The organism is Ruegeria sp. B32 (assembly GCF_025141855.1).
GTDB lineage: Bacteria > Pseudomonadota > Alphaproteobacteria > Rhodobacterales > Rhodobacteraceae > Ruegeria > Ruegeria arenilitoris.
In genome coordinates, this window is record NZ_CP081106.1 from 2425401 (window position 1) to 2451190 (window position 25790).

Sequence of the window (25790 nt, forward strand, 5' to 3'; positions counted from 1 at the left end):
ACTGTGGGTCAGGCCAACATGCGACGTTGCAGACGCTGCACAAGCTCGTCATGCGGAATATCGGCATCGATCGCCAGACGCCGCAGGCCGAAATGCACACGGGCAATCTGCTGATAGTACCGGGCGTAGAGGTAGTTTGCGCCGCCTCCGGCCAAGGCCCCCAATACCGGAACGGTCTGTGCCGCCAGTTTCTGCCCCAAAACGACCGACAACCTCGGAGCGACGGCAGCAATGATCTTTTGCAGAGCGGGGCCCGTCACGGTCAGTCGGACTGAAAAGAACCCCATGTCTGCGCCGTCGTCATGCGCCAAGGGACCTGCCGCCGACAAAACGCGGATGCAATCGAACTGCACGTTCCTTGCCGAGGGGTCAAAACCTTCACGCGATGCGGCACCCTGTATTGCGCGCAACAACATGGCCGTGGTCGCCGGAAGCTCGATCAACGCCGTCGTCAGGCCGCCAGCCCCACCCGCGGCGCCCATCGTGGTCGATATGGCGGTGTTGACCCACGGCTTCTGGTCGGGAACCGCGCGGCGCGATCCGTCAGCGGCACGAACTGCAAGCCACAAGGCCTGCTCGGTTGCACCGGTCAGCCCATCGCGCACCGAACCGGGCAGCTGTTCCAGCAGCGACTCAGCCGATCCACCCAGACGATTGAGCAACCTGATACCGCTGCCGCCCGCGCTGCGGTAGTGGCTTGCCAGCCGGTCCAACTCAGCGTCGGGGTCGATTTCTCCGACGAGAACGACGTCATTCATTCGGTGTCCTCCTGGTCCTCCTGACCCTGAAACATTGGCATTTCACAACGCCGTTTCAATAGATCAGCGCGTCCAGCGGGTCACCGAACCACTCACTCCGTGCCATGCGCCGGTGGTCAAATCCAGCCCGAGAACCCGATCCGGGTTGGTTGGTGGGGGCATCTCAACACCCTCGAGCCGGGCAAACCCAAAGCGTGAATAATAGGGCGCGTCACCGACCAGCATGACCCGGTCCCACCCTTTGGCCCGCCCGGCTTCGATACCTTCGTGGATCAGAAAACCACCCAAACCTTCCCCCTGGTGGGTCGGGTGGACGGCAACGGGCCCCAGCAAAAGCGCGTCGTGTGCGCCAACATGAACCGGCCAGAATCGGATGGCCCCAGCCAAGATGCCCTGCCCGTCACGGGCAATCATCGACAGGCCCGGCACTGGCGGAACATCGTCGCGCAAGCGGTAAGACGACAGCGCCTCGCGCCCCGGCGCAAAACACAGGTCGTAGAGGGCTTCGACTTCCCACCAATCCTCCGGCTCTTCCGGCCTGATCCCGAACTGCTGCACCGCGGCCCTCTTTTCGACTCTGGCAATCGCCCTAGCACTTCGCTAGGCCTTGAGCAAACGCTTGGAGATCAGATGTTCTATCGCCCCGAAGACGGTCACGGTTTGCCGCACAACCCGTTCAACGCCATCATCACGCCGCGCCCGATCGGATGGATCTCGACCCGCAGCGCCGATGGGATCAACAATCTGGCGCCCTATTCATTCTTCAACGGGGTCGCCTATACGCCGCCGCAGGTGATGTTTGCCTCCACCGGCACGAAACACGACCAGGACCGCGGAAAGGACAGCATCGCCAATATCGAGGCGACCGGCGTCTTTTGCGTCAACGTGGTGGCCCACGCCCATCGGGACGCGATGAACGCAAGCTCGGCCAGCCTTCCGAAAGAGGTGGACGAGTTCGCCCACGCCGGCCTGACACCTGTGGAATGCGAAACCATCCCATGCGCTCGCATCGAAGGCGCCCCCGCCGCGCTGGAATGCAAACTGACCCAGATCGTCACGCTGCCCGGCCAGGCCAACCGGGTGGTTTTCGGAGAAGTCGTCGGCGTGCACCTGCGCGATGACTGCCTGAAGGACGGCAAGTTCGACGTCAACACCTTTCAACCCTTGTCGCGGCTTGGGTATCGCGACTACTCGGTGGTGACGGAGTTGTTTTCCCTCAATCGTCCAGACGATTGAGCCGGGTTTGGGGGCTCAATGGCCGCCCAGAACGCCGGTTCGAACAGAATAGTCGACCGCAAGGCCGTAATCCGGGTCATCGTCGCTGTCGACCATCAGGTGACCTGCTTTCTTGAGCAGCTTGTGGCAATCCCGGCTGAGATGGCGCAGCATGACGCGCTTTCCTGCCGCCTCGTATTTCGCGGCGATGTTTTCGATGGCCTGCAGGGCCGATTGGTCGACCACACGGCTGTCGGCGAAGTCCACGATCACCGTTTCCGGGTCGTTTTGGACATCGAACAGTTCGACAAACCCCTCAGACGAGCCGAAGAACAGCGGCCCCTTGATCTCGTAGACTTTGGCGCCTTTCTCGGTTTCCGAGTCGCGGGTGACCGCGTGGATGCGCTTGGCGTTGTTCCAGGCATAGGCCAGCGCCGAAACGATCACGCCGACCACGACGGCCACGGCGAGGTCTTCCATCACGGTGACGACGGTTACCAGAACGATGACGAAGGCGTCGGTCAGCGGCACCTTGCGCAGGATGTTGAACGAGTTCCAAGCAAAGGTGCCGATCACCACCATGAACATCACGCCAACCAGCGCGGCCAGCGGGATCTGTTCGATCAGGGGTGAGCCGACAAGGATGAACACCAGCAGGAACAGCGCGGCAGCGATCCCCGCGATGCGCGTGCGGCCGCCGGACTTCACGTTGATCATCGACTGACCGATCATCGCACAGCCGCCCATGCCGCCAAAGAACCCGGTGACGACGTTGGCGGTGCCCTGCGCGATGCATTCCTGCGACGCACCACCGCGCTTGCCGGTGATTTCGCCCACCAGGTTCAGCGTAAGCAGAGATTCGATCAGGCCGATGGCGGCCAGGATGACGGCGTAGGGCAGAATGATCTCAAACGTCTCCCAGGTCAGCGGAACCATGGGGATGTGGAATTTCGGCAGGCCGCCCTCGATCGAGGCCAGGTCTCCGACGCGCGGGACATCCAGCCCCATGCCGATCACCAGCGCAGCCACCACGACGATGCCCGCCAGCGGCGCTGGCACAATGCGCGTGATGCGCGGCATCACCCAGATCACCGCCATGGTCAGCGCGACCAGCCCCAGCATCGTATAGAGTTGCATCCCGGACAGCCATTCACCACCGCTCATGCCGTGGCCGGTGTTTTCCATGGTGCCCGGCACCTTGAACTGGCCCAGTTGCGCCAGAAAGATCACGATCGCCAGGCCGTTGACAAAGCCCAGCATCACCGGATGCGGCACCAGGCGGATGAACCGGCCCCAATGCATGGCCCCCGCGATAATCTGCAGGATGCCCATCAAAACCACTGTGGCGAACAGGTATTCGACCCCGTGCTGCGCCACCAGCGCCACCATGACGACCGCCAGCGCACCGGTTGCGCCCGAGATCATACCCGGACGACCCCCGATCAGCGCGGTGATCAGCCCCACGAGGAACGCCGCATACAGGCCTACCAGCGGGTGAACCCCGGCGACGAAAGCAAAGGCCACCGCTTCGGGCACCAGGGCCAGGGCGACGGTCAGGCCCGACAAAAGCTCGATCCGCAGGCGGGCGGGGGTCAGCTTTTCGTCCGGCATCCAGCTCAGATCGGGAATGGCGAGGCGATTGGCAAAGCTTGCCAGCAAGGCTCGGGGCATGAATTGGTCCTGTGGGTCAGAATGTTCGCGCGAAGGCGGTCGTATACCCGCCTTCGGCGCTGTCTGCTAGCCCATCGATGGCAGGCTGTCATGCAAAAACTGCAAGGCGACGCCCCTTGTGGCGCCTGTGCGGCGCAATAACACCGGCAAGCCTTGCCAAATGCCCGACAAGCCCGCAGAAATTCCCTCAGGCAGGTATCGCAGCGGAGAACAAACGTGGCCCAGACAAAAATTGCCGTCATCGGCGGATCGGGAATTTATGACATCGACGGGCTGGAAACGCCGCAATGGGTCACCGTGGAAACGCCCTGGGGCGCGCCGTCCGACCAGATCCTGACCGGGACACTGGACGGCATCGAGATGGCCTTTCTGCCCCGCCACGGTCGCGGGCATGTGCATTCGCCGACCGAGGTGCCCTATCGCGCCAATATCGACGCGCTGAAGCGGCTGGGGGTGACCGATGTGATCTCGGTTTCGGCCTGCGGCTCCTTCCGCGAGCACATGGCGCCGGGCGATTTCGTGGTCGTCGATCAGTTCATCGACCGCACCTTCGCCCGCGAGAAAAGCTTTTTCGGCACTGGCTGCATCGCCCATGTCAGCGTGGCCCATCCGACCTGCCCGCGCCTGGGCGATGCCTGTGAATTCGCCGCCCGGGCGGCCGGCATCACCGTGCATCGCGGCGGCACCTATCTGGCGATGGAAGGGCCGCAATTCTCGACGCTGGCGGAATCGAAGATGTACCGCGTGCAGTGGGGCTGCGACGTGATCGGCATGACCAACATGCCCGAGGCCAAACTGGCCCGCGAGGCCGAGCTTTGCTATGCCTCGGTCGCGATGGTCACCGACTATGACAGCTGGCACCCCGATCACGGCGAAGTGGACGTGAACGCAATCATCGCGACGCTGACCGGCAACGCCGAGAAGGCGCGCGTCTTGGTCAAAGGCCTGCCCGCCCTGCTGGGAGCGGACCGCGCGCCCTGCCCGCATGGCTGCGACCGGGCGCTGGATCATGCGATTTTGACGGCCCCGGAAAAGCGCGACCCGCAAGTTCTGGCCAAGCTTGATGCGGTGGCGGGCCGGGTATTGTAGGCGGCCTTGACGGCCACGTGCTTTTTTGAGGCTTGCTGCGGCGGATCTGACGGAGGTGTGTAATGGATTTTGAACTTTGGCTGGCCTTTGTCGCAGCCTCGACCGCCCTTTTGCTGATCCCGGGCCCGACGGTTCTGCTGGTGCTCAGCTATGCGCTGTCCAAAGGGCGCAGCGTGGCCGTGGCCTCGGCCACGGGGGTTGCGCTGGGGGACCTGATCGCCATGACCGCCTCGTTGCTGGGGCTTGGGGCGCTGGTGCTGGCGTCGGCCACGTTGTTTTCGGTGCTGAAATGGGTGGGCGCCGCCTATCTGGTCTGGCTGGGCATCAAGCTGCTGCGCAGTGCGCCGTCCGGCGGGATGCAGGCGGTGGCCACCGCGCGCGACGTTACCGCCCGCGGCGTATTCGGCCATGCGGCCGCTGTCACTGCGCTGAACCCGAAATCCATCGCCTTCTTCATCGCCTTCGTGCCGCAATTTCTGCGCCCGGCCGAGCCGCTGGGCCCGCAGTTCGCGATCCTGATTGCGACTTTCGTGGGATTGGCCGGGCTGAACGCGCTGGCCTATGCGCTGCTGGCCGACCGGCTGCGCCGCGTAATCGGCCGCCCCGGCATCATCACCGGCATGACCCGTTTCGGAGGGTTGACCCTGATCGGAATGGGCGTGGCCACGGCGGTACTGCGTCGCCCGGCCTGAAGGCAGTCAGGTCCCGGCGTTCTCAGCCATGAATGCGCGAATGAACTTGCGGATCTCGCGCGCGGCCGAGGTGTCGAGATCGCGGCACAGCGCAACGAACGCGTCGCGTTCGTCCTTGTCCAGGCGCAGAACCAGCTGGCTGTTCTTTTTGGTGGATCCCTTTAGGTCGGCCTTGGCCACGGCTGTCATCCTTATTCTGGGCCTGCATCAGCGCGTGGCACCTTGTATAGACAAAGCGCATCGCTTGTCGATACCCGCAGCCCCCCAAGGGCGGGTTGTCCGGGCGCATCTGTTCCGCAGCAAATACGCGCAGGAAGGCAGCCGTGGCTTGCATGACTGGCCGTGATACGCCAAACACCGCCGTGTTTTGACGCAAGAAGGGTTGCCCCATGTCCAGAAGCAAAACGGTCAAGGATTACATTCGGACCATCGTCGATTTTCCCCACGAAGGGATCATGTTCCGCGACGTGACGACCCTGTTTGCCGATCCCCGCGGGTTTCGCATGGCCATCGACCAGATGCTGCACCCCTATGCCGGCGAGCGCATCGACAAGGTCGTTGGGCTCGAGGCGCGCGGTTTCATTCTGGGCGGCGCAATCGCGCACCAGCTGAGCGTGGGCTTTGTCCCGATCCGCAAGAAGGGCAAGCTGCCGGGCACCACGATCAGCGAGGAATACAAGCTGGAATATGGCGAGGCCATCGTCGAGATCCACGATGACGCGATCCAGCCCGGTGAAAAGGTTCTGGTCGTCGATGACCTGCTGGCCACCGGCGGCACTGCCGCGGCAGGCATCAAGCTGATCGAACGTCTGGGCGGCGAGATCGTCAGCTGCGCCTTCATCATCGACCTGCCCGAGCTGGGTGGCCGGAAGGTGCTGGAGGAGATGGGCATGGACGTCCATGTCTTGTGCGAATTCGAAGGGCTGTGAACAGACAGCGGTCACGATTTCGTGACTTGCCGCTGGAAACGCCGCGCGCTTAGCGCGGCGTCGTTCGTTTTCCAGTCGGTTTTTTGCCCCTGACGCCTGATCTCCTTTCGGCATGTCGCCGTATAGACCGTGATGTCGCCGATGACATCCTCAACAAGGGAAGTAGATCATGTTTCGCAAATTCGCTGTTGCCGGTGTCGCCAGTATCCTGTTTTCAACCGCTGCCATGGCCGACGGCCACGGCAAGGACATAGTGGACACCGCTGTCGGAGCCGGCAGCTTCAACACTCTGGTCGCAGCCGTGCAGGCTGCCGAGTTGGTTGACACGCTGAAGGGCGAAGGCCCATTCACCGTTTTCGCGCCCACGGATGAAGCCTTTGCTGCTCTGCCCGAAGGCACCGTGGAAACGCTGCTGAAGCCCGAGAACAAGGATCAGCTTGTTGCGATCCTCACCTATCACGTGGTTCCGGGCAAAGTGATGTCGGGTGATCTGTCCGACGACATGACCGCCGCCACCGTTCAGGGTGGAGAGATCACGATCGATCTCGACAACGGTGTCATGGTCAATGACGCAAATGTCGTTCAGGCAGATATCGAAACCAGCAATGGCGTGATCCACGTCATCGACAAGGTTATCCTGCCGGCGTCGTAAACGACGCGCAGCTGCGGCCCGGAGCGTTCGGGCCGCACTCACACAGCTGACAGGACGGCGCCGGGGTTCATGATCCCGAGCGGGTCCAAGGCGGCCTTGATGGCGCGCATGGCCGACAGTTTGGCCGGATCACCATAACGTTCCAGATCACCGGTCTTCAGACGGCCCACCCCATGCTCGGCGCTGACCGATCCTTCAAATTCATGCACCAGGTCATGAACCGCGCGCTTGATCGCGGCGCGCCGGTCATTGAACGCGTCCCGGTCGTGGCCTTTGGGCGGGAAGACGTTGTAGTGCAGGTTGCCGTCCCCAAGATGACCAAAGCAGTTCACCCGGAACGGTCCGAGGGCCGCAATCGCCTCGCCGCCTTGCCGGATGAAGTCGGGGATCCGCGAAATCGGAATCGAGATATCGTGGCTGGACACTGAACCGATCAGCCGGTTCGCCTCGGGGATGCGTTCGCGCACCGACCACAGCGCGTCGCGCTGCGCGGCGCTTTGGGCGATGACGCCGTGCGAAACCTGACCACGGGCTTCGGCAGCGACGAACAAGGACTCCAGCGCCGCCTCGGGCTCGTGCCCGGCCGGCAATCCCAGCTCGATCAAGACCGACCATTCCGGCGGTGTGTCAAAGGGTTGCCGCACGTCCGGCAAGACCTCGGCCAAAAAATCCAGCCCCTGCTTGTGGATCAGTTCGAACGCGCTGACGGTTTCGCCCAAATGGTCGCGGGCCAGGGACAGCAGGTCGATCGCCGCCTCGGGGCTGGTCACCTGAAAGATCGCCGTTCCCAGACCGGCAGGGCGCGGGAAAAGTTTGAGCGAGGCGGCGGTGATGACCCCCAGCGTACCCTCGGACCCGATCAGCAGGTTGCGCAGATCATAGCCGGTGTTGTCCTTGCGCAGCCGCCCCAGCCCGTGCCAGATGTCGCCGTTGGGCAGAACCGCCTCAAGCCCCAGGCACAGATCCCGTGCATTGCCATAACGCAGGACGTTGACGCCCCCGGCATTGGTGGCGAGGTTCCCCCCGATCCGGCAAGATCCCTGCGCCGCCAGCGACAGCGGAAACAGCCGGTTGGCCGTCTCGGCCGCGGCCTGAATGTCGGCCAGCACAGCACCGGCCTCGGCGATCAGGATGTTTTCGGTCGGATAGACGGCTCGGATCGCGCGCATCCGCTCGAGCGACAGAATCAGGGGCGCGGGGCCATCCGCCATGATCTGCCCGCCCACAAGACCGGTGCCGCCGCCGTATGGCACCACCGGCACACGGGCCTCGGACGCCAAACGCACCAAGGCTGCGACCTCCTCAACCGTGCGGGGCAAGGCCAGCAGACCCGCCTGCCCGGCGAAGCGGCGGCGCGGCTCTTCCAGATAGCGCGGCTCGACCGGGCGCAGAACATCGTCACCCAGGCGGGCGCGGATGGTTTCGGCAAAGGTTTCATCGGCAGGGTTCAAAGGCATACCCTCTGCATGCCCAAGCCCGAGGCGCACGGCAAGGCTTATTCCAATTCCATAAGGTATCGCGGCTCGAGCACCACCACCGTCGGGCGGTCCGGCAGGGTCCGCAGCGATACTTCAATTTCCGAAACCCCGTCCCGGCGCACCGGGAAATCGGATCGGATATCGGCCAGGAACCGGTCCAGCGAATATCCCGAGAACCAGTGCATCGGAATGATGACCGAGCTTTTCAACCGCTGAAGGACCGAGATCATCTCGGGCAAGGGCATGGTCGTGCCCCCGTCCACCGCCGCCATGACCACGTCCAGCCGCCCGAGGGCCGCGAACTGTTCGTCGGACGGCACATGGTGCAGATGCCCCAGATGGCCGATGCACAGGCCTTCGACCTCGAACACGAAGATCGAGTTTCCGCGCTCTTCCACCCCGCCATAAGCGGACCGGATATCGGTCGATACGTTGCGCACCAGCAATTCGCCTAGATCGAGGTAATGTTCGATGCCCTGCCCGAACTCGCCCCATCCCGGCAGCACATGCGGGATGGCCGGATCGGGATAGGCGGTCCAATGGGTGTCATGGGCGTGGTTCATCGTCACGATGTCGGGGATCAAATCCGCGCCGCCGATGAAGCCGGTGAAATCAGTCACGGCATTCAGCCCGCCGGGTGTCTGGATCAGAAAGGACGCATGCGCGACATAGCTGATCCGGACCGAGAATTCGGGCACCGGATCCTGCCACGCCGCCTTGTGCAGATACTGGATTCCAGGGGTGTTCTGGGCGATGGCGATGCAATGGCTCGGCCGACGCTCCTGCGCCGACGCCGTCCCTGCCAACAAGATCAGACCCGCCAAAATACTCCGCATGTCGAGTAGTCTAGCGCATCCGCGCCTCGAGTCACGTCACGGGGCCCAGATTTCGGAAACGGTTCCGCCCGGATCAGGGCCGAACGGGCCGCCTAGCCCGCGTCCGTCCGCCCGCGCCGGTCCGAGCGCAGCGACGCATAGAGCACATGCGTCCGCCACCGTCCGTTGATCTGCAGATAGGACTGCGCCACGCCCTCGTATTTGAACCCCGAGCTTTCCAATAACCCGCGAGAGGCGGCGTTTTCCGGCAGGCAGGCTGCCTCGATCCGGCTGAGGTCCAGGCGGGTAAAGGCGTAATGCACCACGGCGCCGATGGCCTCGCGCATGTAACCCTGCCGGGCAAAGGCCTGCCCGGTCCAATAGCCCAGCGTTCCGGCCTGCGCCGGCCCCCGGCGAATGTTGTCCAGCGTGATGGCGCCCACCAGCATGTCATCCGTTCTGCGGAAGAGGAACAGCGGAACCGCCGTGCCATTGGCCACCGAGCGTTGCGCCCAGTAGACACGGTTGGTGAACGATTTGCGGGTCAGATGATCCTTGGCCCAGATCGGCTCCCACGGGGTCAGATACTCGCGCGAGGCCAGCCGCAGCGCGGCCCAGTCGTTGAAGTCGGAATGCACGGGCGGGCGCAAGCTCAACCGCTCGGTCTCGAGTTTCAGCCTGCGTCTGCCCAACAGCATCACGCCGCGCGCCTCTCCTGCAGCCTCTCCAGTGTCGGCGCACCACCCACAGGTCCGTAGAGCGCCAGTGCTGCCGGGGCCTGAACCGCCATCTTTTCGGCAAAGGCCCGGACGTCGGCGGTGCTGACCGCGTCGATCTTGGCCACGGTTTCCTCGAGCGGCGGAACACGGCCCCAGATCTGCACCAGCCGGGCCAGACGCTCGGCCCGGTTCGAGGGGCTTTCCAGCCCCATCAGCATCCCTGCCTTCATCTGTGCGCGGGCGCGGGCAACCTCCTCGGGGCTCATGTCCTCGGCGGCGCGCTTCATCTCGTCGATGGTGATGGTGGCCAGCTCGCCCACCTGATCGGCCGAAGTGCCGGCATAGATCGTGGTCGTTCCCGTGTCGGCATAGGCGCCGGTCTGGGCAAAGATCGTATAGCACAGCCCGCGGGTCTCACGCACTTCCTGAAACAGGCGCGAGGACATGCCGCCGCCCAGCGCGGTCGAATAGATCTGCGCGGTATAGATCTCGTCATTACGATAGCCCGGGCTTTCCAGCGCCAGCGCGAAATGCGCTTGTTCCAGCGCCTTGTCCCGCCGCGCCTCACCGCCGGTGAACCGCGCAGGTTCCGGTAGCAGCCCCTTGCGGGGTTGCAGGTGTCCGAACATCTCTTCGGCCAGTTTCATCAACTGGTCATGATCGACGGCGCCTGCCGCCGACAGGATCATCTGGTCGGGCGCATAGTGCTCGGCCACGAAGGCCGACAGGTCGTCGCGCGAAAAGGCGCTGACCCGTTCGGTCGGCCCCAGAATCGTGCGGCCCAGCGGCTGATCGCGATAGCTCTGTTCCTGCAGCCAGTCAAAGATCACATCGTCGGGCGTGTCATGCGCCTGTCCGATTTCCTGCAGGATCACGCCGCGCTCAACCTCGATCTCGCGCGGGTCGAAGACGGGGTTCAGGACGATATCGCCGATCACGTCCATCGCCAGCGCCACGTCATCCTTCAGCACCCGGGCGTAATAGGCCGTCACCTCGCGCGAGGTATAGGCGTTGATATAGCCGCCCACATCCTCGATCGCCTCGGCGATCTGCAAAGCAGAGCGCCGCTCGGTGCCCTTGAAGGCCATATGCTCGAGGAAATGCGCGATGCCGTTCTGTTCGATCCGCTCGTGCCGCCCGCCGGCGGTCACCCAGATGCCGATGGCGGCCGATTGCAGCCCCGGCATCTGTTCGCTGACGATCCGAAAGCCGTTTGTTAGTTGGTCCAGTCTGACAGTCACTCAGCAATATGCCTTTTGATATGATCCTCGATGGCGCCCAGATCGTTGGCGATGCGGGTCACCCGTTCCGGACGTTCATACAGATCGGACATGCGCGAGGGAAGAGGCGGATGCACACCGCTGGCCTGCTCGACCGCGGCGGGGAATTTCGCCGGGTGCGCGGTGGCCAGAGTAACCATGGGCACATCGGCGGCGCGGGTGTCTTCTGCCACCTTGATGCCCACGGCGGTATGCGGGCAGACCAGCTCGGCGCTGTGTTCCAGCGTGGATTTGATCGTGGCCAGCGTTTCCTCTTCGGACACACGGCCCGAGTCGAAGCTTTCGCGCAGGGCCTCCATCGCGCCCTGGCTGACGTGGAAGCCGCCCTGTTTCAGCTCGTCCATCAACTGCGCCACGGCCCGCCCGTCCTCGCCATAGGCATAGTACAGCGCGCGCTCGAAGTTCGAGCTGACCTGAATATCCATCGACGGGCTGATCGAGGGGATGGTGTCGCCCTTGAAATAGCCCTGCCCGGACAGGCAGCGATGCAGGATGTCGTTCTGGTTGGTCGCCACCACCAGACGGTCGATGGGCAGACCCATCCGCTTGGCGATATACCCGGCGAAGATGTCGCCGAAATTGCCGGTGGGCACCGTGAAGCTGACCTTGCGGTGTGGCGCGCCCAGGCTGGTCGCGGCCGAGAAATAATAAACCACCTGCGCCAGCACGCGGGCAAAGTTGATCGAGTTCACCCCCGCCAGCTTGACCCCGTCGCGGAAGTCGAAATCGTTGAACATGTCCTTCACGGCGGCCTGACAGTCGTCGAAATCGCCATCGACGGCCAGCGCGTGCACGTTGCTGTCGGCGGGTGTGGTCATCTGACGGCGCTGCACCTCGGAGACGCGGCCATGCGGGAACAGGATGAACACATCGACCGCGTCCAGCCCCCGGAAAGCCTCGATCGCGGCCGATCCGGTGTCGCCGCTGGTGGCGCCGACGATTGTCACACGCTCGCCCCGCCGCTTCAGCGCCACCTGGAACAGCTGACCGATCAGCTGCATGGCGAAATCCTTGAAGGCCAGCGTGGGCCCGTGGAACAGCTCCAGCAAAAAATGGTTCTCGTTCAGCTGCTTCAACGGCGCGCGGGCATCATGGTCGAACCCGGCATAGGCGCGGGCGATGATCTCTTTGAACTCATCCCCGGCGAACGAGCCGCTGACATAGTGCCACATGACGCGGAACGCGATCTCTTCATAGGGCAGCCCGGCCAACGCGGCGATCTCGTCCTGGCTCAGAACCGGGATTTCGGCAGGCAGGTACAGGCCACCGTCGCGGGCCAGACCGGTCAGCATCGCCTCTTCAAAGCTCAGTTCGGGCGCCTGCCCGCGGGTCGAGATGTATTTCATTGCGCGTCACTTTCTGATGGGGCGCGGCCGCGCCACAGGAAATATCCGGTCATTGCGGCCCAGACCAGCGCCAGGCCGAACCATGTCACCGCGTATTGCAGATGGTCGTTGGGAATACCCGCCGTATCCACCGGCAGCGGCGTGATGGCGGGATCGGTCTGGCTGCGGGCAACCAGAAGGATCGGCTCGGTCCCAAGCGCATCGGCCAGCGCGGGAACGTCGCGGGCAAACCAGATGTTGCCCGCCCGGTCCGGATCGGGGGTATAGCCGTCGATCTCATCCGGCCAATGCAGATTTCCGACAACCTGCATGGGGCCGATCTGGCGTTCGGCCTGCTTGGCCGTTGTGGGCACAAAGCCCCGGTCCACAAGGATCGTGCGATCACCAGTTCGGAAGGGCGCGGTGATCCGATAGCCCGGGCCAACCTGTTTGACCGAAACCAGTACATGGATTTCGCCGGGCAGCATCTCGCCCGATACTTCGACGGGCAGATAACGGTCGGCTTCAGGGTCGACCGCCTCGGGCAGCGGCACTGGATCGGCGGCGATCCGGGCTTCGATGTCGGCCAGAATGCCCTCTTTCCACGCCAGACGCTGAACCTGCCAAGTGCCTAGAGACACAAGAACCGCCAGCCCGGCGAGCCCGAAAATCAGCAGAAACAGGATGCGGCGCATGTATGGCCCTTGTTGCGTGTCATAGCGGCTCGGGGTCAAGCCGGCGTCTTGTTACGGTCTGTGCGCAAGGAAATGCAACCTTGCAATTGTACGGGGCGCAATCCCTTGCGCCCCTGATCGAGAAAAAGCCGCCCCGAGGGGCGGCTTTTGCAATTCGACAGCCTCGCGGGGCGTTACATCAGCGGTGCCTGACCCCAGATGTAGACTGCGAAGAACAGGAACAGCCAGACAACGTCGACAAAGTGCCAGTACCATGCGGCCGCCTCAAACCCGACGTGTTTCTCCGGGGTAAAGTCGCCACGCAGCGCGCGGATCAGACAGACCGTCAGGAAGATGGTGCCGATGATCACATGTGCGCCGTGGAAGCCGGTTGCCATGAAGAAGTTCGAGTAGAACTGATCGCCGCCGAACTCCCACCCTTCGTGGGCCAGCAGCTCGTAGTATTCGAAGGCCTGCAGGAAGGTGAAGGCGATGCCTAGGACGATACCGATCGCGAGACCCTGAATCAGCGCCTTGCGGTCGTTGTCGTGAACCAGCGCGTGGTGCGCCCAAGTGATCGCACAGCCCGACAGCAACAGAACCAGAGTGTTGATCAACGGCAGGTGGAACGGGTCCACCGCGTGGATGTCAGGCTGGATGTATTCGGTGCCGGCATAGTCGTACATCGGATACATGCGATGCTTGAAGAACGACCAGAACCAGGCGAAGAAGAACATCACCTCGGACATGACGAACAGGATGAACCCATAGCGCAGCCCGATCCGGACCACCGGGGTGTGATCACCCGCGCGGCTTTCGGCCACGACCTCGGACCACCAGGCAAACATCGTGTAGAGAACCGCCACAAGACCACCCCAGAACACGAAGGAGGTCATGCCGTGCATCCAGAGGACGGCTCCGAACAGCATGACGAAGCCACCGATCGCGCCGATCAGCGGCCAGATCGAAGGTGCCAGAATGTGGTAATCGTGGTTTTTTGCGTGTGCCATCAGCGTCCCTCACCTACAGGCGTTAGTTCGTGTTTGTTTCTGCCTGCGCATCCAGGGCGGCATAGCCCTCGGGCAGGTCTATTTCATAGAATGTATACGACAGCGTGATCGTATGAACATACTGTGCTTCGGGGTCTTCCACCATTTCGGGGTCGACGAAGAAAGTTACGGGCATCTCGACGCGTTCGCCGGGCTCCAGAACCTGCTCCTCAAAACAGAAACATGCGATCTTCTGGAAGTATCCGCCGGCGGAATAGGGCGTCACGTTGTACGATGCCTGTCCCGCAACCGGCTTGTCGGTCGGATTGTATGCTTCGTAAAAGGCCAGACCGGTCTCACCGATACGCACCTTCATCTCTCGCTCGACGGGTTTGAATTCCCACGGCATGTCCTTGGCCTTGGAGGCGTCGAAGCGAACGGTCACCACCCGGTCGAGGATATCGTCGGGCGTGGCCTCGGCAACGCCGGTGGTGCCCCCGAACCCGGTGACCCGACAGAACCAGTCGTAGAACGGCACGGCCGCCCAGGCCAGGCTGCCCATCAGAACAACCAGACCAACGGTCTGTGCAACGGTCTTCTGCGGTCCGCTCAAAGCCATCAGTTCTGAACCTCCTCGCTGGGCACGCCGAAATCGCTGCCCGAGACCTTGACGATGGTCAGGCCGAAGATGATCACGATGAACGCCGCCAACGTCAGCCCGACACCCAGGTTGCGGCCGAAGCGACGCTGGTGCAGCTCATGGCTTTTGCGCAGGCTCATGACCAGCCTCCCAACCCGTAGGGTTTCAGCAGCGCCTCGGCGAGGATCGCGCCGAAATGCAGGAACAGGTACAGCAGCGACAGCTTGAAAAAGCTGCGCTCGACCTTGAAATTGTCCGCCTCCGCGTCGTCTTCGGTGCGGCGCGAGATGGCCCATGCCCCCCGCAGGAACAGAGCGTTCAACACCACGGCAACAGCGAGGTAAATCGGCCCACCGATGCCCGAGAACGCCGTGCCCACGGCCAGCAGAGCCAGCAATGCGGTATAGACCAGAATATGGGTCCGCGTGGCGCGGCGTCCATGCGTTACGGTCAGCATCGGCACGCCGGCGTCGTCATAATCCGAGCGCATGAACAGCGCCAGCGCCCAGAAATGCGGCGGGGTCCACATGAAGGTCAGGGCAAACATCAGCCACGTCTCGAGCGTCATCGAACCCGTCGCGGCAACCCAGCCGATTACCGGCGGGAAAGCGCCCGCGGCGCCTCCGATCACGATGTTCTGCGGCGTCAGGCGCTTGAGCCACATCGTGTAGATCACGACATAGAAAAAGATGGTAAAGGCCAGAAACGCGCCCGCGAACCAGTTGGTCGCCAAGCCCAGCATGATCACCGACAGACCCGACAGGGCCAGGCCCAGCGCCATCGCCTCGCCGGGCTCAACCTTGCCCGACGGGATCGGACGGCCCTTGGTGCGCTTCATAACCTTGTCGATATCCGCGTCCCACCACATGTTCAGCGCGCCCGAGGCGCCGCCACCGATGGCAATGAACAGGATGGCGCAAAAGCCGACGAACGGATGTACCGGCACAGGGGCGGCCAGCAGACCCACCAACGCGGTGAATACGACAAGCGACATCACCCGCGGCTTGAGCAGGGCGAAATAGTCGCCAAAGCCGGCCTCGTCCGCACGGGATTGTGCGGCAAGTGTGCTGGCATTGATGCTCGCGTCGGTCATGTCAGGTCCTTGTGGTGCGAAAGCTGCGCGAAACCCGCGCAGCCTGTCCTTGGTTTCGAACGGGCCTCAGGCCCCGGGATCGTCAGTTCGAGGCGATCTGGAACGATGCCGGCTGGCCGGCGTATTCGTCCAACGCGCCCTGCAGCCATTCCTGATAGGCTTCTTCGCTGACGACTTTGACGGTGATTGGCATGTAGGCGTGGTCCTTGCCGCACAGCTCGGAGCACTGGCCGAAGTAGATGCCTTCCTTGTCGGCCTGGAACCACAGCTCGGCCAGGCGGCCCGGAACGCCGTCCTGTTTGACGCCAAACGCCGGGATCGTCCATGAGTGGATCACGTCGGCCGCCGTGACCTGCATCACAACCACCTTGTTGACGGGAACCACGACTGCGGTGTCGGTGGCCAGCAGCCACTCATCCTCGCTGTAGCCGGCATCGGCCAGCTTGGCACGCATCGCATCGTCCAGAACGAACGGGGTTACATCCGCATCGGCGGGGCGTGCACCTTCGTCCAGGGTGGCCGGGTGACCCAGCAGGTAGCTGTCGAACGCAAAGTCGTGATCGACATATTCATAGGTCCAGTACCACTGGTTGCCGGTCACCTTGATGACGACATCACCCTCGGGGATTTCCTGCTGCTTGAACAGCACCGGCAACGAGAACGCACCGATGAAGACCAGGATCAGGATCGGGCCGATGGTCCAGGCGATCTCGACCGGAGTGTAGTGCGAGAACCGCGCCGGGGTCGGGTTTACACGCTGGTTGTAGCGCACGATGCAGTATACCAGCAGGCCTGCGACCAGCAGACAGATCGCGGTGATGATAACCAGAATCATACCGTCAAGGCGGTGGATCCCTTCGGCCAGGCTGGTGGCCGCCGGCTGGAAGCCCATGCCGCCGTCGACCGGCTTGCCGATGATCTCAAGATCCTGAGCCATGGCGGGAAGGCTGGAGAGGGCTGCGAACACCCCCGAAAGCATCAAAGCATTCTTCATTTTCTGTCCTGATCGTTTGATCTTTGCGTCTCTGGCGAACAGGTGTGAATCGGTCACACCTCTCCCGTTGTCTTTGGCCGCGTTAAAAACCATATTCCGGGAGGTAGATAAAGCAAAATGCTTGCGTCAAACAGACGCTATTTTTGATCTGGATCAAACGCGAAAGGCCGCAACCCATGACTCAAGCCCCGTTTCGCCCGTTCGAGACCGCATTGCCGCATGACGAGGCACTGGCCGTACTGCGCTCGGCCACCGCCGGGGCCGAAGACGGCGAGCTGTTTGTAGAGCGTCGGAAATCCGAAACACTTGCCTTTGACGATGGGCGCCTGCGCACCGCATCCTACGATGCATCCGAGGGATTCGGGCTGCGTGCCGTGCAGGGTGATGTGGCCGGTTATGCCCACTCGACCGATGTATCAATGCCCTCGCTGAAACGTGCTGCGGAAACCGCCCGGCTGGCGGTTGGTGACGGTGGAGGCACTTTGGCCGACGCGCCAAGGCGCACAAACAAGCAGCTTTATACGGATGCGGACCCGATCGAATCCGCCAGCTTCCCGGTCAAGGTCGAGACTCTGCGCGAAATCGACGGATTTGCGCGCGATCTGGACCCCAGGGTGGTTCAAGTCAGCGCCGTGATCGCCGCGTCCGTGCAAGAGGTCGAGATCCTCCGCCCCGATGGCACCATGGTACGCGACGTTCGTCCGATGACCCGCCTGAACGTGTCGGTCATCGTCGAACAGAACGGCCGGCGCGAAAGCGGATCGGCCGGAGGTGGTGGCCGCGTTGGTCTGGACGGCCTGATTGACCCGTCCGATTGGCAGGACAAGGTCCGAGAGGCGCTGCGCATTGCTTTGGTCAACCTTGACGCCGTTGCCGCTCCGGCCGGCGTGATGGAAGTCGCATTGGGCCCCGGCTGGCCCGGCATCCTGCTGCACGAGGCCATCGGGCATGGGTTGGAAGGAGACTTTAACCGCAAGGGGAGTTCGGCCTTTGCCGGGCTGATGGGGCAGCGGATCGCCTCCAAGGGCGTGACCGTGGTGGATGACGGGACGATCCCGGATCGTCGCGGTTCGATCACCGTGGATGACGAGGGGACACCGAGCTCGCGCACCGTGCTGATCGAAGACGGCATCCTGACTGGCTACATGCAGGACCGGCAGAATGCGCGCCTGATGGGCGTGTCCCCCACCGGCAACGGGCGCCGGCAAAGCTATGCGCACAAACCGATGCCACGCATGACCAACACGATCATGCTGGGCGGCGATGCCAACCCGGCGGATCTGGTGGCCGAGATCAAGGACGGCATCTGGGCCGTGGGTTTCGGCGGCGGCCAGGTCGACATCACCAACGGCAAATTCGTGTTCAGCTGCACCGAGGCCTACCGGGTCGTGAACGGCAAGATCGGCGCGCCGGTCAAGGGCGCAACGCTGATCGGCGACGGTCCTTCAGCGCTGAAACGTATCCGGGGCCTAGGAAACGACATGGCCCTGGATCCCGGCATGGGAACCTGCGGCAAGGACGGTCAGTGGGTGCCCGTGGGTGTGGGTCAGCCTACGGTGCTGATGGAGGGGCTGACGGTCGGAGGATCGGCCGCCTGATGCGAATCGTGTGCTTGCGGCCGGCACCATGGTTAATCCGTGCTGCCGGCCCAAAAGGAATGAACCGTAGCGCACCGAAAACGACAACCTGAGAAAAGTTATTACTTTCAAATATTTGCGCTCCTATTCCGCGAAACCCACACTGGAACACGCTAAAATTTTCTGCGATTCACAAGCTGTTAACCCGTCACGCCGTAAACCAGTTCTGCAATCAGGCGGAGCGACGGATGACCGAAGAGCAGCTTTCTTCCAATCACCCCCCACTCCCACCCACCACGGAAGAGGACCGGTTTTCCTGGCTTCGCCTGTTGCGCTCGCGCAAGGTTGGCCCGGCAACGTTCCGGCGCCTGATGCACGAACATGGCTCGGCGCAGAATGCGCTGGCCGCGTTGCCGGAATTAGCACGCGCTGCCGGAATTGAAGGGTATGAAATATGCCCGCCCGGCGTCATCGAGGCGGAACTCAAGGCCGCAAAAGCCGCCAAAGCGCGGCTTTTGTGCCTTGGGGCCGCCGACTATCCTATGGCACTGACCGATCTGAACGATGCCCCTCCTCTGCTTTGGGCAATAGGCGACGTTTCGGTGCTTCAGCGCCCGATGATCTCGCTTGTTGGTGCCCGCAACTGTTCGTCCTTGGGAACCAGGATGGCGCGGGCTCTGGCAGGGGGTCTGGGTGAGAGTGGCTGTGTAGTCGTCTCCGGCCTGGCCCGCGGTGTCGACACCGCCGCGCATCTGGCCACGCTGCAAACGGGAACCGTTGCAGTCATGGCCGGTGGCGTCGACATCATCTATCCGGCGGAAAACAAGGAACTGGCGCGCGACATCGCGACCAGAGGGCTGCGCATCTCCGAACAACCAATGGGCGTGACCCCGCAGGCCCGCCACTTTCCTCGCCGCAACCGGATCATATCGGGTCTGTCTCAGGCCGTCGTCGTCGTCGAGGCTGCCGCCAAGTCCGGCAGCCTCATAACGGCGCGCGACGCACTGGACCAGGGACGCGAGGTTCTTGCCGTGCCCGGCCATCCGTTCGACGCCCGCGCCGCCGGATGCAATCTTCTGATCCGCGAAGGCGCCACACTTGTGCGCTGCGTGCAGGATGTGATCGACGCCATGCCCCCGCAGCTGCGCAGCGCGTCCGAACCTGCCCCCGACACGGCGCCCGCCGCGCAGGCAATCACTCATCCCGAGACGCTCCACGCCCGAATCCTGGAACGGTTGGGGCCTTCGCCTTTGGCCGAGGACCAGTTGATCCGGGATGTCGATGCGCCCGCCAGCGTGATCGGCCCCGCTTTGATCGATCTGGAGCTGGATGGATTGATCCGTCGCCAGCCGGGCGGGTTGCTGAGCCTCGCCGTCTGATCTGCCGAGGTGGTTCCAACCCGGGCAAACGGTCTCAATTAGGCCGGATTTCAGGCCTTTCAGACTGTGCATTGACAAATCCATCTTGCCCTACACATTTTGCACGGCCATAGAAGGCGCCCAATCCGTCGAGCGAGGTTTTTAACTAAATGCCTGTAGTTGTTGTAGAATCCCCGGCCAAAGCAAAAACAATCAACAAATACCTTGGCCCCGACTACACGGTCTTGGCCTCTTACGGACATGTTCGCGACCTTCCTCCGAAGGATGGATCGGTGGATCCCGACCACGAGTTTTCGATGACTTGGGAGGTCGGCACGGACAGCCGCAAACACGTCAAGGCCATCGCCGACGCGCTCAAGGACGACAACGCGCTGATCCTGGCAACCGACCCCGACCGCGAGGGCGAGGCAATCAGTTGGCACCTGCAGGAGGCGCTGACCAAACGCCGCTCGATCAAGAAGGACACGGCCGTCAGCCGCGTGACGTTCAACGCCATCACCAAGGATGCGGTGACCAAGGCTATGCAGAACCCGCGCGAGGTGGACATGCCGCTGGTCGAGGCGTATCTGGCCCGGCGCGCATTGGATTATCTGGTCGGCTTCAACCTGTCGCCGGTTCTGTGGCGCAAGCTGCCCGGCGCGAAATCGGCCGGACGCGTGCAATCGGTCTGCCTGCGCCTGATCGTCGAGCGCGAGATGGAGATCGAGGCGTTCAAGCCCGTAGAATACTGGTCGGTCAAGGCGCTGTTCGAAACGCCGCGCGGCCAGACCTATGAGGCGCGGCTGGTCACCTTGGCCGGCAAGAAGCTGGACAAGCATGACATCGCCAACGCCACCCAGGCCGAACTGGCGGTGCAGGCCATCACCAGCCGCGCGCTGAGCGTGACCTCGGTCGAAGCGAAGCCAGCCGCGCGCAACCCCAGCGCGCCGTTCATGACTTCGACCCTGCAGCAGGAAGCCAGCCGCAAATTCGGAATGGGCGCCCGCCACGCGATGCAGGTGGCCCAGCGCTTGTACGAGGCCGGACACATTACCTATATGCGAACTGACGGCATCGACATGGCACCCGAGGCGGTCGCCGCCACGCGGGACGCGATCAAGGACCGGTTCGGTGCCGAATACGTGCCGGACAGCCCACGCATGTACAAGAACAAGGCCAAGAACGCGCAGGAAGCGCACGAATGCATCCGGCCCACGGACATGACCAAGGATGCGGCCGCCCTGAAACTGTCGGATGACGATCAGCGCAAGCTGTACGATCTGATCTGGAAACGTACGATCGCCTGCCAGATGGCTGCCGCGCGGCTGGAACGCACCACCGTCGAAATCGGCAGCGATGACGGTCAGGTGGGCCTGCGCGCCACCGGTCAGGTCGTGCTGTTCGACGGCTTCATGCGCGTCTACGAGGAAGGCCGCGACGATGTCGAGGACGAGGATGACAAGCGCCTGCCCCAGATCATGCAGGGTGATCCGGCGCGCTTTGCCAAGACCACGCTGAAGGATCAGTTTGACAAGGCCACCGCCGACGGCGCGGACAAGAAGGCCATCCTGTCGGACAACCAGGCGGTTCTGGCGCTGCAACACCACACCCAGCCGCCGCCGCGCTATACCGAGGCGACCCTGGTCAAACGGATGGAGGAGCTGGGCATCGGGCGACCCTCGACCTATGCCTCGATCGTCACCACGATTCAGGACCGCGGTTACGTCCGCAAGGACAAGAACCGCCTGATCCCCGAGGAAAAGGGCCGGATCGTCACGATCTTCCTGCTGAATTTCTTCCGCCAGTATGTGGGATACGAATTCACTGCCAACCTCGAAGAGCAGCTGGACGAGGTGAGCGCCGGCGCCCGCGACTACAAGGACCTGCTTTCCAAGTTCTGGCGCGATTTCTCGGCCGCGATCGCCGAGACGTCAGAGCTGCGGATTTCGGAAGTGCTCGACAAACTGGACGAGGCACTGGCCCCGCAGTTGTACCCCCCGCGCGAGGATGGCTCGGATCCGCGCATCTGCCCCAAATGCGGGGTCGGACGGCTGCACCTGAAAACCTCGCGGACCGGCGGATTCGTGGGCTGCGGGAACTATCCCGAATGCACCTATACCCGCCCCATCGCCGGTGAAGGCGCCGAGGGCGAGGAACGCATGCTGGGCATGGATGGCGAGGATGAGATCTGGCTGAAATCCGGACGCTTCGGCCCCTATGTCCAGCGCGGCGAAGCCACGCCCGAGAACAAGAAACCGCCGCGCGCCTCTTTGCCCAAGGGTTGGAGCAAGGATGACATGGACCTTGAGAAGGCGCTGACCCTTCTGAGTCTGCCGCGCGAGATTGGCGAACACCCCGAGGGCGGTATGATCAGCGCCAATTTCGGGCGCTTCGGTCCCTATATCATGCATCAGCTGCCGGATGAGGCAAAGCCGGTCTATGCCAACCTCAAGGATCCCAACGACGTGTTCGAGATCGGCATGAACCGCGCCGTCGAACTGTTGGCGGAAAAACGCGCCAATCCCGGGCGGCGCGGACGGGATGCGGCCAAACCGCTGAAGGAACTGGGCGAGCATCCCGACGGCGGCGCGATCCAGGTTCTGGACGGGCGCTATGGGCCTTATGTGAAGTGGGAAAAGATCAACGCGACCCTGCCAAAGGACATCAAGCCCGAGGACGTGACGCCCGAAATGGCGGTGGAACTTGTCAATGAGAAGGCGGCCAAGAAAGGCACCCGCAAAAAGGCCGCGCCCAAGAAGAAAGCCACCAAGAAGAAAGCCGGCTGATCCCGGCCCCCGCGGGCGGTTAGGTAGAAATACCACCTGCCCGCAGGTTTCATTGACTTCCCAATGACGTGGCGGCACAACCTGCCCATCACCATGTCATTGGGGGAGTTTTCCATGAAGAAAGTCTATGCCAATGCCACCGAGGCCCTCGATGGGATACTTCGGGATGGCATGCTGATCGCGGCCGGCGGGTTCGGCCTGTGCGGCATTCCCGAATTGCTGCTGCAGGCGATCAAGGAATCTGGCGTGAAGGATCTGACCTTTGCCTCGAACAACGCAGGCGTCGACGATTTCGGCATCGGCATCCTGCTGCAGACGCGGCAGGTCAAGAAGATGATCAGCTCGTATGTCGGCGAGAACGCCGAGTTCATGCGCCAGTACCTGTCGGGCGAGCTTGATCTGGAATTCACCCCGCAAGGCACCCTGGCCGAGCGCATGCGCGCCGGCGGCGCGGGCATCCCGGGCTTCTACACCAAGACCGGCGTCGGCACCGTGATCGCCGAGGGCAAAGAGCACAAGGAGTTCAACGGCGAGACCTACATCCTCGAGGAAGGGATCTTTGCCGATCTGGCCATCGTCAAGGCATGGAAGGCCGACGACACCGGCAACCTGGTGTTCCGCAAGACCGCCCGCAACTTCAACGTGCCGGCGGCGACCTGCGGCAAGATCTGCGTGGCCGAGGTGGAAGAGATCGTGCCGCGCGGTTCGCTGGATCCCGACTGCATCCACCTGCCCGGCATCTATGTGCACCGGGTCATTCAAGGTCAGCACGAGAAGCGCATCGAACAGCGCACCACCCGCAAGAAGGAGGAAGCGTAATGCCCTGGGACCGCAATCAGATGGCCGCGCGTGCGGCCGAGGAACTGGAAGACGGCATGTATGTGAACCTCGGCATCGGGATTCCGACGCTGGTGGCGAACTATGTGGGCGACAAGGATATCACCCTGCAGTCGGAAAATGGCATGCTGGGCATGGGCCCCTTCCCCTATGATGGCGAAGAGGACCCCGACCTGATCAACGCCGGCAAGCAGACCATCACCGAACTGCCCCGCACCGCCTATTTCGACAGCGCCACGTCCTTTGCCATGATCCGCGGCGGCAAGATCGCGGCGGCGATTTTGGGCGCGATGGAGGTCGACGAGAAAGGCGATCTGGCCAACTGGATGATCCCGGGCAAGCTGGTCAAGGGCATGGGCGGCGCGATGGACCTGGTGGCCGGCGTCGGAAGGGTCATCGTGGTGATGGACCACACCAACAAGCACGGCGACAGCAAGGTGCTGAAGGAATGCACCCTGCCGCTGACCGGCAAGGGCGTGGTTGACCGCATCATCACGAACCTTGGCGTGCTGGACGTGGTCGAAGGCGGGTTGAAGATCGTCGAACTGGCGGATGGCGTCACCGAAGAAGACATGCGCGCGGCGACCGAGGCGACCATCGTCGGCTGACTTCTGAGCAAACAGAGAAACCGAAAGGCCCGCCAATCGGCGGGCCTTTTTTAATTCATGGACTGAAAGACGCACCCGTCGGAAATCAGCATCGGCGGAGTGGCACACAACGCTCGGGCCACCTGGAAGGCAGCGAGAACCTTGGGGACATAGTCGCGCGTTTCAGCATAAGGCGGAACGCCATTGTGCTTTCGCACCGCGCCTTCACCGGCGTTGTATCCCGCCAGCACGAGAATCGGGTCGTCGTTGAACTCTCCCATCAGCCAATCCAGGTATTTCACGCCGCCGGCGATATTCTGTTCCGGCAACATGCTGTCGGTCACGCCGAACCGCTTGGCCGTGGCAGGCATCAGTTGCATCAAACCCTGTGCTCCGGCCGAGCTGACGGCAGTGGGGCGACCGCCTGATTCAACGGACATGACCGCAAGGACCAGCGCTGGCGACACTTTTGTTCCTACAGTCGTACGGAGAATATCGACCCCGCGCTGCTCGACGATCTTCTGAAGGTTCTGCAGCCGCGGAGATGAAATCTGGGTCGCCGCCAAAGCCTGCAGGGCTTCGTCAAGGCGGCCGGGGCCGGCTCGGGTCATATCCGGCGATACCTTTTCCCAGAACGCCTTGTACGCGCCCTCGGGGGTCTTCTTCTTCATTATGTCCGGAAAGGCCGCCGGAGGGACTTTGGTCCGGGCTATGATATCGGGCACGACCAAATCGGGGCCCGTGCTGGGCGCTGAAGGTGCTGATGCGTGTTCTTGCGGACTGATCTGTACCGTCACTCGCGGGCGTTCCCCCGCTTTGGGAGCCTTGATCCGTTTGTAAACGCCGCGTGGCTCGATATCCGCAGCAGGTGCCGGAGCCGCCACGGCAACCAGCAACGCCAAAACGCCGGCGCATGTCAGTGCGTCCCGGAAAATCATTTCTGCCTGCCTCATCTGTTCTTTTGAGTTGATTTGATACGCGAATCTTCCCGCAAGGCCAGAAAAACAAAGCGAATTGGGGCGGTTTTGCCTCATTTGGCGCAATTTTGCACCGCCGAAACCGCGTGGCAGGTTGGCGTGGAGAATTTTTTATTTTTTATTTCAATGTGTTACCAGATTAATGACCAAAAAGTTAAGCCTGAGGCAAAAAATTCGTTGTTTGGCCCAATTCCTGCCACGCACGAGAGGCAAACATAGTGCCATACCGAGACGGTCATGAGCCGACTGAGAGATGAAGCTCTGAAAGACCCCGAGGTTTTATTGACTTTTTGATCCTTTAGGAGGGACGTAACATGATCAAGTTCATCAAGAACTTCCGCAAAGATGAAGACGGCGCCGTAACTGTTGACTGGGTCGTTCTGACCGCAGCCGTTGTTGGCCTGGCAGCCGTTGCTTACAATGGTATCTCGGGCGGTGCTCAAGGCTTGGCAGACAACGTGAACACCTCGCTGTCGTCCGCAACCGTGACCCATGGTGACGCAGGCGGTTTGGGCACGGGCACGGCCGCGCCCAGCGAATAAGTCGCCGTCGAATATGATGGTACCAGCCGCGCCAAATTTGGCGCGGCTTTCTTTATTCCGGAGCAAGCTTGGTGACAAGCAACCACGCTGATCCAAGATGGGGTCGATGATTT

27 protein-coding genes are annotated in these 25790 nt (G+C 62.6%); 11 read left to right on the top strand and 16 right to left on the bottom strand.

The genetic code is table 11. From position 1 onward, the window contains the following. Positions 1 to 8: 8 nt before the first annotated feature. Both K3752_RS12305 and K3752_RS12310 read right to left on the bottom strand, forming a co-directional pair. Positions 9 to 758: an EcsC family protein gene (locus K3752_RS12305; protein WP_170337549.1), complete on the bottom strand. Its 750-nt coding sequence runs from the start codon at positions 756 to 758 to the stop codon at positions 9 to 11. Positions 759 to 821: 63 nt separating this feature from the next. Continuing rightward, complete coding sequence (locus tag K3752_RS12310) at positions 822 to 1316, bottom strand: GNAT family N-acetyltransferase (RefSeq protein ID WP_170390634.1); 495 nt, start codon at positions 1314 to 1316, stop codon at positions 822 to 824. Positions 1317 to 1388: 72 nt separating this feature from the next. Here K3752_RS12310 and K3752_RS12315 point away from each other — a divergent pair, with 72 nt between their 5' ends. Beyond that, complete coding sequence (locus tag K3752_RS12315) at positions 1389 to 1994, top strand: flavin reductase family protein (RefSeq protein WP_260063384.1); 606 nt, start codon at positions 1389 to 1391, stop codon at positions 1992 to 1994. Between the two features lie 15 nt (positions 1995 to 2009). On the opposite strand, the gene K3752_RS12320 is transcribed toward K3752_RS12315, so the two are convergent. Further along, the gene (locus K3752_RS12320) at positions 2010 to 3644 is read right to left on the bottom strand and encodes a SulP family inorganic anion transporter (protein ID WP_170358217.1); all 1635 of its coding nucleotides are present in this window, start codon (positions 3642 to 3644) and stop codon (positions 2010 to 2012) included. A 216-nt stretch (positions 3645 to 3860) separates the two neighbouring features. Between K3752_RS12320 and K3752_RS12325 the strand changes: the two genes are divergently transcribed. Both K3752_RS12325 and K3752_RS12330 read left to right on the top strand, forming a co-directional pair. Then, positions 3861 to 4733 carry an S-methyl-5'-thioadenosine phosphorylase gene (locus tag K3752_RS12325; protein ID WP_170358215.1) on the top strand — a complete coding sequence of 291 codons (873 nt, stop codon included), beginning with the start codon at positions 3861 to 3863 and terminating at the stop codon, positions 4731 to 4733. Positions 4734 to 4795: 62 nt separating this feature from the next. After that, positions 4796 to 5425: a LysE family translocator gene (locus K3752_RS12330; protein ID WP_170362961.1), complete on the top strand. Its 630-nt coding sequence runs from the start codon at positions 4796 to 4798 to the stop codon at positions 5423 to 5425. 6 nt (positions 5426 to 5431) lie between these two features. On the opposite strand, the gene K3752_RS12335 is transcribed toward K3752_RS12330, so the two are convergent. Then, positions 5432 to 5605, bottom strand: a complete 174-nt coding sequence (locus tag K3752_RS12335; protein ID WP_222457049.1) for a hypothetical protein — start codon at positions 5603 to 5605, stop codon at positions 5432 to 5434. 209 nt (positions 5606 to 5814) lie between these two features. Here K3752_RS12335 and K3752_RS12340 point away from each other — a divergent pair, with 209 nt between their 5' ends. Then, positions 5815 to 6354: an adenine phosphoribosyltransferase gene (locus tag K3752_RS12340; protein WP_170337941.1), complete on the top strand. Its 540-nt coding sequence runs from the start codon at positions 5815 to 5817 to the stop codon at positions 6352 to 6354. 169 nt (positions 6355 to 6523) lie between these two features. Continuing rightward, a complete protein-coding gene (locus tag K3752_RS12345; protein ID WP_170337939.1) occupies positions 6524 to 7006 on the top strand; it encodes a fasciclin domain-containing protein in 483 nt (160 codons plus the stop codon). Positions 7007 to 7044: 38 nt separating this feature from the next. On the opposite strand, the gene K3752_RS12350 is transcribed toward K3752_RS12345, so the two are convergent. The 11 genes from K3752_RS12350 to coxB form a co-directional block, all read right to left on the bottom strand. Then, the gene (locus K3752_RS12350; protein WP_260063385.1) at positions 7045 to 8463 is read right to left on the bottom strand and encodes an FAD-binding oxidoreductase; all 1419 of its coding nucleotides are present in this window, start codon (positions 8461 to 8463) and stop codon (positions 7045 to 7047) included. Positions 8464 to 8501: 38 nt separating this feature from the next. Further along, on the bottom strand, positions 8502 to 9320 hold the full coding sequence (locus tag K3752_RS12355; RefSeq protein ID WP_260063386.1) for an MBL fold metallo-hydrolase: 819 nt from the start codon (positions 9318 to 9320) through the stop codon (positions 8502 to 8504). Positions 9321 to 9412: 92 nt separating this feature from the next. Continuing rightward, positions 9413 to 9997: a GNAT family N-acetyltransferase gene (locus K3752_RS12360; RefSeq protein ID WP_093962743.1), complete on the bottom strand. Its 585-nt coding sequence runs from the start codon at positions 9995 to 9997 to the stop codon at positions 9413 to 9415. After that, positions 9997 to 11259: a pitrilysin family protein gene (locus K3752_RS12365; protein WP_170358207.1), complete on the bottom strand. Its 1263-nt coding sequence runs from the start codon at positions 11257 to 11259 to the stop codon at positions 9997 to 9999. The genes K3752_RS12360 and K3752_RS12365 overlap by 1 nt, the downstream gene beginning before the upstream one ends. After that, complete coding sequence (gene thrC / locus K3752_RS12370) at positions 11256 to 12644, bottom strand: threonine synthase (RefSeq protein ID WP_260063387.1); 1389 nt, start codon at positions 12642 to 12644, stop codon at positions 11256 to 11258. Before thrC ends, K3752_RS12365 begins: the two co-directional genes overlap by 4 nt. Then, on the bottom strand, positions 12641 to 13318 hold the full coding sequence (locus K3752_RS12375) for an SURF1 family protein (protein WP_260066312.1): 678 nt from the start codon (positions 13316 to 13318) through the stop codon (positions 12641 to 12643). The genes thrC and K3752_RS12375 overlap by 4 nt, the downstream gene beginning before the upstream one ends. Positions 13319 to 13491: 173 nt before the next feature. Further along, the gene (locus K3752_RS12380) at positions 13492 to 14307 is read right to left on the bottom strand and encodes a cytochrome c oxidase subunit 3 (RefSeq protein WP_093962747.1); all 816 of its coding nucleotides are present in this window, start codon (positions 14305 to 14307) and stop codon (positions 13492 to 13494) included. Between the two features lie 22 nt (positions 14308 to 14329). Beyond that, complete coding sequence (locus tag K3752_RS12385; protein WP_093962748.1) at positions 14330 to 14905, bottom strand: cytochrome c oxidase assembly protein; 576 nt, start codon at positions 14903 to 14905, stop codon at positions 14330 to 14332. Further along, positions 14905 to 15066 (bottom strand): hypothetical protein, encoded by a 162-nt coding sequence (locus K3752_RS12390; RefSeq protein ID WP_170337538.1) that lies wholly within the window; start codon positions 15064 to 15066, stop codon positions 14905 to 14907. The genes K3752_RS12385 and K3752_RS12390 overlap by 1 nt, the downstream gene beginning before the upstream one ends. Next, positions 15063 to 16019, bottom strand: coding sequence for a heme o synthase (gene cyoE, locus K3752_RS12395; RefSeq protein ID WP_170337929.1), 957 nt, complete (start codon positions 16017 to 16019; stop codon positions 15063 to 15065). Before cyoE ends, K3752_RS12390 begins: the two co-directional genes overlap by 4 nt. 82 nt (positions 16020 to 16101) lie before the next feature. After that, the gene (gene coxB, locus K3752_RS12400) at positions 16102 to 17013 is read right to left on the bottom strand and encodes a cytochrome c oxidase subunit II (RefSeq protein ID WP_170337536.1); all 912 of its coding nucleotides are present in this window, start codon (positions 17011 to 17013) and stop codon (positions 16102 to 16104) included. A gap of 176 nt (positions 17014 to 17189) precedes the next feature. On the opposite strand from coxB, the gene tldD reads away from it, so the two are divergent. The 5 genes from tldD (at position 17190) to K3752_RS12425 (ending at position 24179) form a co-directional block, all read left to right on the top strand. Beyond that, positions 17190 to 18611 (top strand): metalloprotease TldD, encoded by a 1422-nt coding sequence (gene tldD / locus K3752_RS12405; protein WP_170358198.1) that lies wholly within the window; start codon positions 17190 to 17192, stop codon positions 18609 to 18611. Between the two features lie 227 nt (positions 18612 to 18838). Next, on the top strand, positions 18839 to 19969 hold the full coding sequence (dprA, locus tag K3752_RS12410) for a DNA-processing protein DprA (protein ID WP_260063388.1): 1131 nt from the start codon (positions 18839 to 18841) through the stop codon (positions 19967 to 19969). 149 nt (positions 19970 to 20118) lie between these two features. Continuing rightward, positions 20119 to 22734 carry a type I DNA topoisomerase gene (gene topA / locus K3752_RS12415; RefSeq protein ID WP_260063389.1) on the top strand — a complete coding sequence of 872 codons (2616 nt, stop codon included), beginning with the start codon at positions 20119 to 20121 and terminating at the stop codon, positions 22732 to 22734. Between the two features lie 114 nt (positions 22735 to 22848). Then, positions 22849 to 23553, top strand: a complete 705-nt coding sequence (locus K3752_RS12420) for a CoA transferase subunit A (RefSeq protein ID WP_260063390.1) — start codon at positions 22849 to 22851, stop codon at positions 23551 to 23553. Continuing rightward, positions 23553 to 24179: a CoA transferase subunit B gene (locus K3752_RS12425; RefSeq protein ID WP_260063391.1), complete on the top strand. Its 627-nt coding sequence runs from the start codon at positions 23553 to 23555 to the stop codon at positions 24177 to 24179. Before K3752_RS12420 ends, K3752_RS12425 begins: the two co-directional genes overlap by 1 nt. Before the next feature lie 50 nt (positions 24180 to 24229). On the opposite strand, the gene K3752_RS12430 is transcribed toward K3752_RS12425, so the two are convergent. Continuing rightward, positions 24230 to 25111, bottom strand: coding sequence for a lytic transglycosylase domain-containing protein (locus tag K3752_RS12430; RefSeq protein ID WP_254430689.1), 882 nt, complete (start codon positions 25109 to 25111; stop codon positions 24230 to 24232). Positions 25112 to 25449: 338 nt separating this feature from the next. Here K3752_RS12430 and K3752_RS12435 point away from each other — a divergent pair, with 338 nt between their 5' ends. Next, on the top strand, positions 25450 to 25677 hold the full coding sequence (locus K3752_RS12435; RefSeq protein ID WP_222457059.1) for a Flp family type IVb pilin: 228 nt from the start codon (positions 25450 to 25452) through the stop codon (positions 25675 to 25677). Positions 25678 to 25790 lie beyond the last annotated feature (113 nt).

Excerpts from the sequence above, each read along its gene's own strand:
- K3752_RS12420 (WP_260063390.1), top strand. The coding sequence starts at position 22,849 with ATGAAGAAAGTCTATGCCAATGCCACCGAGGCCCTCGATGGGATACTT.
- cyoE (WP_170337929.1), bottom strand. The coding sequence starts at position 16,019 with ATGACCGACGCGAGCATCAATGCCAGCACACTTGCCGCACAATCCCGT.
- thrC (WP_260063387.1), bottom strand. The coding sequence starts at position 12,644 with ATGAAATACATCTCGACCCGCGGGCAGGCGCCCGAACTGAGCTTTGAA.
- K3752_RS12390 (WP_170337538.1), bottom strand. The coding sequence starts at position 15,066 with ATGAGCCTGCGCAAAAGCCATGAGCTGCACCAGCGTCGCTTCGGCCGC.
- tldD (WP_170358198.1), top strand. The coding sequence starts at position 17,190 with ATGACTCAAGCCCCGTTTCGCCCGTTCGAGACCGCATTGCCGCATGAC.
- K3752_RS12385 (WP_093962748.1), bottom strand. The coding sequence starts at position 14,905 with ATGGCTTTGAGCGGACCGCAGAAGACCGTTGCACAGACCGTTGGTCTG.
- K3752_RS12345 (WP_170337939.1), top strand. The coding sequence starts at position 6,524 with ATGTTTCGCAAATTCGCTGTTGCCGGTGTCGCCAGTATCCTGTTTTCA.
- K3752_RS12330 (WP_170362961.1), top strand. The coding sequence starts at position 4,796 with ATGGATTTTGAACTTTGGCTGGCCTTTGTCGCAGCCTCGACCGCCCTT.
- K3752_RS12425 (WP_260063391.1), top strand. The coding sequence starts at position 23,553 with ATGCCCTGGGACCGCAATCAGATGGCCGCGCGTGCGGCCGAGGAACTG.
- K3752_RS12340 (WP_170337941.1), top strand. The coding sequence starts at position 5,815 with ATGTCCAGAAGCAAAACGGTCAAGGATTACATTCGGACCATCGTCGAT.
- K3752_RS12305 (WP_170337549.1), bottom strand. The coding sequence starts at position 758 with ATGAATGACGTCGTTCTCGTCGGAGAAATCGACCCCGACGCTGAGTTG.
- K3752_RS12315 (WP_260063384.1), top strand. The coding sequence starts at position 1,389 with ATGTTCTATCGCCCCGAAGACGGTCACGGTTTGCCGCACAACCCGTTC.
- topA (WP_260063389.1), top strand. The coding sequence starts at position 20,119 with ATGCCTGTAGTTGTTGTAGAATCCCCGGCCAAAGCAAAAACAATCAAC.
- K3752_RS12320 (WP_170358217.1), bottom strand. The coding sequence starts at position 3,644 with ATGCCCCGAGCCTTGCTGGCAAGCTTTGCCAATCGCCTCGCCATTCCC.
- dprA (WP_260063388.1), top strand. The coding sequence starts at position 18,839 with ATGACCGAAGAGCAGCTTTCTTCCAATCACCCCCCACTCCCACCCACC.
- K3752_RS12355 (WP_260063386.1), bottom strand. The coding sequence starts at position 9,320 with ATGCGGAGTATTTTGGCGGGTCTGATCTTGTTGGCAGGGACGGCGTCG.
- K3752_RS12360 (WP_093962743.1), bottom strand. The coding sequence starts at position 9,997 with ATGCTGTTGGGCAGACGCAGGCTGAAACTCGAGACCGAGCGGTTGAGC.
- K3752_RS12435 (WP_222457059.1), top strand. The coding sequence starts at position 25,450 with ATGATCAAGTTCATCAAGAACTTCCGCAAAGATGAAGACGGCGCCGTA.
- K3752_RS12375 (WP_260066312.1), bottom strand. The coding sequence starts at position 13,318 with ATGCGCCGCATCCTGTTTCTGCTGATTTTCGGGCTCGCCGGGCTGGCG.
- K3752_RS12350 (WP_260063385.1), bottom strand. The coding sequence starts at position 8,463 with ATGCCTTTGAACCCTGCCGATGAAACCTTTGCCGAAACCATCCGCGCC.
- coxB (WP_170337536.1), bottom strand. The coding sequence starts at position 17,013 with ATGAAGAATGCTTTGATGCTTTCGGGGGTGTTCGCAGCCCTCTCCAGC.
- K3752_RS12430 (WP_254430689.1), bottom strand. The coding sequence starts at position 25,111 with ATGAGGCAGGCAGAAATGATTTTCCGGGACGCACTGACATGCGCCGGC.
- K3752_RS12380 (WP_093962747.1), bottom strand. The coding sequence starts at position 14,307 with ATGGCACACGCAAAAAACCACGATTACCACATTCTGGCACCTTCGATC.